Source organism: Mycobacterium sp., assembly GCF_052143115.1.
Lineage (GTDB): Bacteria > Actinomycetota > Actinomycetes > Mycobacteriales > Mycobacteriaceae > Mycobacterium.
On sequence record NZ_JBKQTQ010000274.1, the window covers coordinates 1 to 6,408 of the forward strand.

At 64.5% G+C, this 6,408-nt stretch carries 5 protein-coding genes and 1 pseudogene; all 6 read left to right on the forward strand.

What is annotated here, in order from left to right; translation table 11 throughout:
• Positions 1 to 386 precede the first annotated feature (386 nt).
• Complete coding sequence (locus ACLQI9_RS26840) at positions 387 to 872, forward strand: STAS domain-containing protein (RefSeq protein ID WP_442379722.1); 486 nt, start codon at positions 387 to 389, stop codon at positions 870 to 872.
• 106 nt (positions 873 to 978) lie between these two features.
• Positions 979 to 2,097 (forward strand): ferredoxin reductase, encoded by a 1,119-nt coding sequence (locus tag ACLQI9_RS26845; protein WP_442379724.1) that lies wholly within the window; start codon positions 979 to 981, stop codon positions 2,095 to 2,097.
• 27 nt (positions 2,098 to 2,124) lie between these two features.
• Positions 2,125 to 2,959: pseudogene (locus tag ACLQI9_RS26850) on the forward strand (fatty acid desaturase family protein).
• Between the two features lie 299 nt (positions 2,960 to 3,258).
• Positions 3,259 to 4,362, forward strand: coding sequence for a glycosyltransferase (locus ACLQI9_RS26855; RefSeq protein WP_442379730.1), 1,104 nt, complete (start codon positions 3,259 to 3,261; stop codon positions 4,360 to 4,362).
• On the forward strand, positions 4,359 to 5,381 hold the full coding sequence (locus ACLQI9_RS26860) for a glycosyltransferase (RefSeq protein ID WP_442379726.1): 1,023 nt from the start codon (positions 4,359 to 4,361) through the stop codon (positions 5,379 to 5,381). The genes ACLQI9_RS26855 and ACLQI9_RS26860 overlap by 4 nt, the downstream gene beginning before the upstream one ends.
• A partial coding sequence (locus ACLQI9_RS26865) for a glycosidase (RefSeq protein ID WP_442392414.1) occupies positions 5,378 to 6,408 on the forward strand: 1,031 nt, incomplete at its 3' end. The genes ACLQI9_RS26860 and ACLQI9_RS26865, both read left to right, overlap by 4 nt.

Below are 6,408 nucleotides of genomic sequence, written 5' to 3' on the forward strand. Positions count from 1 at the left end.
TCTGGTGTCAGAACTCCACGGTTCTTCGGTGACAAGGCGTCGATCACGCGGGCGGGCTCCAACCACAAATCCAGCGTCAAACTCCCCGGACCCGACACCCCGCGCGACACGCCGAAACCATCCAGCCAATTAGCGGCGGCACCCAACCCGAAAGTGCAGCCACCAGATCCGCCCATCTGTGGAAAGAGGTCACACCTCGGGAATTGACCAGGCATTACCCGGTGGCTGCAGAACCATTAGGACTTGACAATTGCTCCCGCACGGTGGAACGTCAACTGAGTTGAGACTCTCAACCAGTCCGGGATGAGGTCAGCCGTCCGCCGCCGTCCTCGCAGAGCGTAGCTCGCGCCGAACAAATCGGTGACAACCGCATGTCGGGGATCACCATGAATGCTCGTCCTACCACCTCCATGCCGCCGGTCGGCGGCTTTCTTTCCCAGCCATGGGAGCGTCACACCACACGGTTAGCCCATCGTCGGCTGAGGTCGTCGGTAGCCGTCATCAGCGCCCACGGCCACACCGATGCATCCAACGCTGACGCCCTGACCGAGTACACGCTGGGGCATCTGATGCGTTGCCGCGGGCTGATCCTTGATCTGCGCGGCCTGGATTTCTTTGGAACCGATGGTTTCTCGGCGCTGCACAGGGTCTCCGTCTGCTGCGCGCGCGCCGGCATAGCCTGGGCAGTAGTGTCCGGTGAGGCAGTCTCCCGGGTGCTGCGGATCGTTGACCCACAGGGCTTGCTACCCACTGCCAGCACCGTCGAGGCAGCGATGGCCATCGTCAAAGACCAGCCCCACCGTCCACCACGCCCATCGCGAGCCGCAGGGATCCCGGACAATCCTCGAGATGCGAACGCACGGTGTGCTTAGTCTGCGGCGGTACACAACAGGTCCGGCACGAACAGCAGACCTTGACAGCAGCGATCGCCAAGCTCGATGGTCCTGCGTTGACGGTGGTTGACCCTGGAGTTTGAAGATGCGAAATCTGAGGTTGTCGAGTGCGGCGCCGGCAAGGAATGTCCAGACCGCGCCGACCCCGACGGTTAATGTGTTGCGAGGGTTGGTGGCTCGCGCGACGACGCCGCTGCTGCCCGATGACTACCTTAAACTGCTCAATCCGCTGTGGTCCGCGCGGGAACTGCGTGGCCTCGTCGTCGATGTTCGCAGGGAAACCGAAGACTCGGCCACGGTCACGATCAAACCCGGATGGGGCTTTTCCGGCGACTATCAGCCCGACCAGTACCTCGGGATCGGACTGCGGGTTGGTGGGCGCTGGCATTGGCGGTCTTACTCGCTGACGTCGATCCCACGGCGCGACAAGAAGTTCATCGCGATCACCGTCAAGGCCACTCCCGAGGGCTTCTTGTCATCACATCTGGTCAACGGCGTCGAGCCCGGCACGGTTGTTCGACTTGCCGCACCGAGGGGCGATTTCGCGCTACCTAATCCGGCGCCGGCCAAGTTGCTGTTCGTGACTGCGGGCAGCGGCATCACTCCCGTGATCGCGATGCTGCGCTCGCTCAGGCAGCGTGGCGAAAGTCCCGACATCATGCATGTCCATTCGGCGCACTCCGCCGGCGACGTGATATTCCACGACGAGTTATGTGCGCTGGAGCGCACCCAGCCCGACTACCGGCTGCACCTGCAACTAACAGCGGACATGGGCAAGGTCGACTTCGCCGCGCTCGACGGCCTAATCCCGGACTGGAAAGACCGCTCCACGTGGGCGTGCGGTCCGCCCGCCATGCTCGACACCGTCGAAAAGGTATGGACGGAAGCAGGAGTGCGGGACAAGCTGCACACGGAGCGGTTCGCCATCGCGCGCACCGACAAAGGCGGCGAGGGCGGCACGGTCACCTTCAAGATCTCAGACAAGAGCATCAAACTCGACGGTGCGACAACGCTGATGGAAGGCGGCGAGAAGCTCGGCATCCAAATGCCGTTCGGATGCCGAATGGGCATCTGCCAATCCTGTGTATTGCCGCTGGAATCGGGCTACGTGCGCGATCTCAGGTCCGGAACCGAACACCGCGCCGGCGATAGAATCCAGACCTGCATCTCCGCAGCATCCGGCGACTGCACCATCGACATTTAGGACGACATTTAGGAGCGCGACACGGCCATCACCGACATTAGGCAGTACGTACACCTCACCGCGGCCGACATCGAGGAATTGGGCCGCGAACTGGACGCGATCCGAACCGATATCGAGGAGTCCAGGGGCGAGCGGGACGCCCGCTACGTGCGCAGGACCATCCAGGTGCAGCGCGCTTTCGTGGTCGGTGGCCGAATTGCCTTGCTGGCGAGCAGGAACAAGGTCGCCTGGGTCTCCGGGACCGCCCTGCTTGGTATCGCGAAGATCATCGAGAACCTGGAACTCGGGCACAACATCATGCACGGCCAATGGGATTGGCTGAACGACCCGGAGATCCATTCCACCGAATGGGAGTGGGACACTGGTGATCTTCTGCGGGCACTTCCCTGACGGCGCCGAGAAATTCACCCGCGAGGAATACGAGAACGAGACGCACCCAGAGTGGTACCTGCGGCAGATGCTCGGTTCGGCGAATTTCACAGCCGGCCCCCTGATGGCCTTCATGAGCGGCAACCTGTGTTACCAGATCGAGCACCACCTGTTCCCTGACCTGCCAAGCAACCGGTACGCCGAAATATCCGAGCGCGTCAAGGCTCTATGCGACAAGTACGACCTGCCGTACACGACCGGATCCTTAATGCACCAGTACATGCAGACGTTCTGGACAATCGTCAAGCTCTCGGTCCCGAACAAGTTCCTCGAAGCTACCGCGGACGACGCGCTCGAAACCCATTCGGAGCTGAAATTCCGAATCCGTTCGGGCGTTCGCGAGAGCTTCGGTGTCGACTCCGACACCGGCAGACGTCGCGGCCTGCGGACCGCGTTGCGCGAGCTTCAGACCGGTGACGTCGCGACAGCCTGAGCAGCCGCGCGTCGTGCTGATCAGAGTTCGAGTCGCTCGCAGTGCGCTTGCTTCGGCGAGCAGACCGCGATCGGCTCCGCGCCGGTAGCCGCTCATCGCGTGTAGTGTCGATTAGGTTGGGAATCCAGCCAGTCCGGAATGAAGTCAGCCGTCCGCCGCTGATCTCGCAGAGCAACAGCTCGCGCCGGACACGTCGGTGACAACCGTCCGTCGGGATCACCTTGAGCGCTCTATCCACCCTTGAAACATCGAATGCCGCTCTTGTCGGGCAAGGCCCTCCCGGTTCCGCGAGTTTCGGCATTCTCAGTACGTATCCACCGACACCGTGCGGACTGGCAACGTTCAGTGCGGCCTTGTCGGAAGGGTTGCGCGCGAATGGCTCCGACGTCAGCGTCGTGCGGGTGGCCGACGGGTCGTCATCTTCTGACGCTCGGGTAATCGGAGAGCTGGTCAACGGTTCCGCGACATCCGTCGCTGCAACCTCCGAACTGCTGAACGCGAGCGACATCGCGGTAATCCAGCATGAGTACGGCATCTACGGTGGTGTCGACGGAGACGAGGTGGTGGACATCATCGGCGGGCTGCGCATCCCGTCGATCGTGGTCGCCCACACGGTCCTCAAAGACCCGACCCCGCATCAGCGTTCGGTGCTCGAGGCGATCGCGGCGATGGCGGCTCAGGTGGTTGTCATGTCGGAGGCGGCCAGTCAACGCCTGTGTCTCGGCTTCGACGTCGATCCCCGGAAAGTCACCACGATCGGGCATGGCGCGACCGTCCCGAGGCAGATCGCCCCGCCGGCGCGGTCGGACGGGCCGACGTTGTTGACGTGGGGCCTGCTGGGGCCGGGAAAGGGCATCGAGCGGGTTATCGACGTGATGGCTTCGCTGCGCGACTTGCCGGTCCGGCCGCGCTACCTGATTGCCGGCAGGACGCACCCAAAGGTTCTCGCAGCCGATGGCGAGGCATACCGCAACGCCCGTGCCGAACAGGCGCGGCTGCGCGGCGTAGCTGACTCGGTGTCCTTCGACGCGAGCTACCGCGATGTGTCATCGTTGACGGCGCTTGTCCAGTCCTCGGCCGTCGTTGTGCTGCCCTACGACTCCACAGATCAGGTCACCTCCGGTGTTTTGGTCGACGCCATCGCGAGCGGCCGGCCGGTCGTTGCCACCGCCTTTCCTCACGCCGTCGAACTTCTCGCCACCGGGGCGGGCATCGTCGTCGGCCACGACGACCCGGATGCGCTGGCGTCAGCCCTGCTCCGGCTCCTGACCGAGCCGCACCTGGCCGCGACGATGGCCGCCGAGGCCGTGCGATTGGCCCCACGGATGGCGTGGCCGATCGTGGCGAACGCCTATCTGGATCTGGCACACCACCTTCTCGGTGAGCGTCCGGCGCTGGTATGACCGCCACCGTGTCGGACCTGAGATTCGACCACCTGTTGCATTTGACAGGCCGTCGCGGCACGTTCGAGCACGCCTGTCTCGCCGAACCTCGGCCCGAGCACGGCTACTGCACCGACGACATGGCCAGGGTTCTCGTCGTCGCCACTCGAGAGCCCAACTCTGGTGGGGAAGTCAACGGGCTTGCGCGCGTCGCCATGCAGTTCCTGAACGATGCGCAGTCCTACGCCGGCACCTGCCGAAACCGGATGGACAGCAAGGGCCGTTGGGAGGACGAGCCCTCCCTGAAAGACTGGTGGGGGCGCTGCATCTGGGGACTGGGAACTGCCGCCGCGCATAGCGACGTCGGTCTGGTTCGCCGGTTGGCCGTCATCCAGTTCGAACGCGCCGCGAAGGTGCGATCGCCGTGGCCTCGGGCGATGGCGTTCGCGGCGTTGGGCGCCGCCGAAATCCTCTCCGTCGACCCCGGGCATCAGGCCGCACGCGAACTCCTCACCGACTACGCCGACACCGTGGCCAAACCGAACGGCGACACGGCCTGGCCATGGCCGGAGCCGCGACTCACTTACGCGAATGCGGTTCTCCCCGAGGCGATGATCGCCGCGGGCGTTGCGCTCGACGATTTGACACTACGGCAACAGGGCTTGGATCTGTTGGGTTGGCTGGTCGAATACGAAACGGCGGGGGATCACCTCTCGCCCACTCCCGCAGCGGGCAGAGGACCGAACGACGTTCGGCCCGGGTTCGATCAGCAGCCGATCGAGGTGTCCACCCTCGCCGACGCGTGCGCGCGGGCCGCTGCAATTGACCCCGGTTCGATCTGGCCCGACGGGGTCCGGGCCGCCGCGGCCTGGTTCATGGGTGCCAACGACGCGCGACAGCTCATGTGGGACCCCGAGACCGGCGGCGGATTCGACGGCCTGCACCCCGATGGGGTGAACCGAAACCAGGGCGCGGAGTCGACTCTGGCAGTGCTCTCGACGATGCAGCACGCTCGGCGCTTCTCGACTGTGCGGCAATGACTTCCGTGCAGGCTGCGCTCGTCACGCGCAGCCCCCAGCGGCTCGAGGCCAACCCGTCGCGAGTCATCACCCGACTCTTCGTGCCAGGCCAGGAGGGGTTCGAGTACCAGGAGTCCCGCGCGGGGGCGGTGCTGGCGCGGATCCTGGCCCTCGACGAGGGGCAGGTGCGGTCTTCGCTAGACGATCTCGTCATCCGCTTCAACGGGCGCCACCGCGATCTTGCTGGCACCTTCCGCCGACACGCCCGGGAACTCGCCGACCGTCTCGATCCCGACTTGGAACTCTCCGAGGCACGAAAGTTGTTGCTGGGCGCGACGTTCACCAGCGAATACGCCATTGAAGGTGCGGCGTTGTGCAACCCCAGCATCGTGGCCCATCCCGACCAGGCTGGGACAGTCGCGGGCAGCCTGCGATTCGTGATGAGCGTCCGGGGCATCGGCGAGGGGCACCGTTCGTCCATCGGGTTCCGGACCGGCGTCATCGACGCAGCCGGCGGCATCACGATCGACGATCCGGCTCCATTCGCCACAGTGGGTGCGGCGGAGCCCGCTCTGCTCGACGCAGCCGTCTTCCGCAGTGAACTCACCCGGGTCGACGACGCCGGAGAGGCGGCCGACTATGTCCTCGACCGACTCGGCGAGCGCTTTACCCAAGCTGCTCTCAACCAACAGTTCGCCAGACTCCAGGCTTCTCTGAGCACCCGCAGGCACGCCAAGGAGACGATGTCTTTACTCCGCAGCATCGCCGAGCGGACGTACGCCATCGGATTCTCTTACCGCACAACACTTTCCGAGCGGGTCATGTGGCCGTCGATGGGCGCAGAGCAGGCCGGCATGGAGGATGCACGCTTCGTCCGTTTCATCGACGACGACGGCTCCATCACTTTCTATGCCACCTACACGGCCTACAGCGGATCCCACATCAGCCAGCAACTCCTCGAGACCACAGATTTCCAGTCCTTCACCTCCGCACCGATCGTCGGACGCGCCGCTGCCAACAAGGGTCTGGCGCTGTTTCCTCGCCGGAT

Excerpts from the sequence above, each read along its gene's own strand:
- ACLQI9_RS26840 (WP_442379722.1), top strand. The coding sequence starts at position 387 with ATGAATGCTCGTCCTACCACCTCCATGCCGCCGGTCGGCGGCTTTCTT.
- ACLQI9_RS26845 (WP_442379724.1), top strand. The coding sequence starts at position 979 with ATGCGAAATCTGAGGTTGTCGAGTGCGGCGCCGGCAAGGAATGTCCAG.
- ACLQI9_RS26860 (WP_442379726.1), top strand. The coding sequence starts at position 4,359 with ATGACCGCCACCGTGTCGGACCTGAGATTCGACCACCTGTTGCATTTG.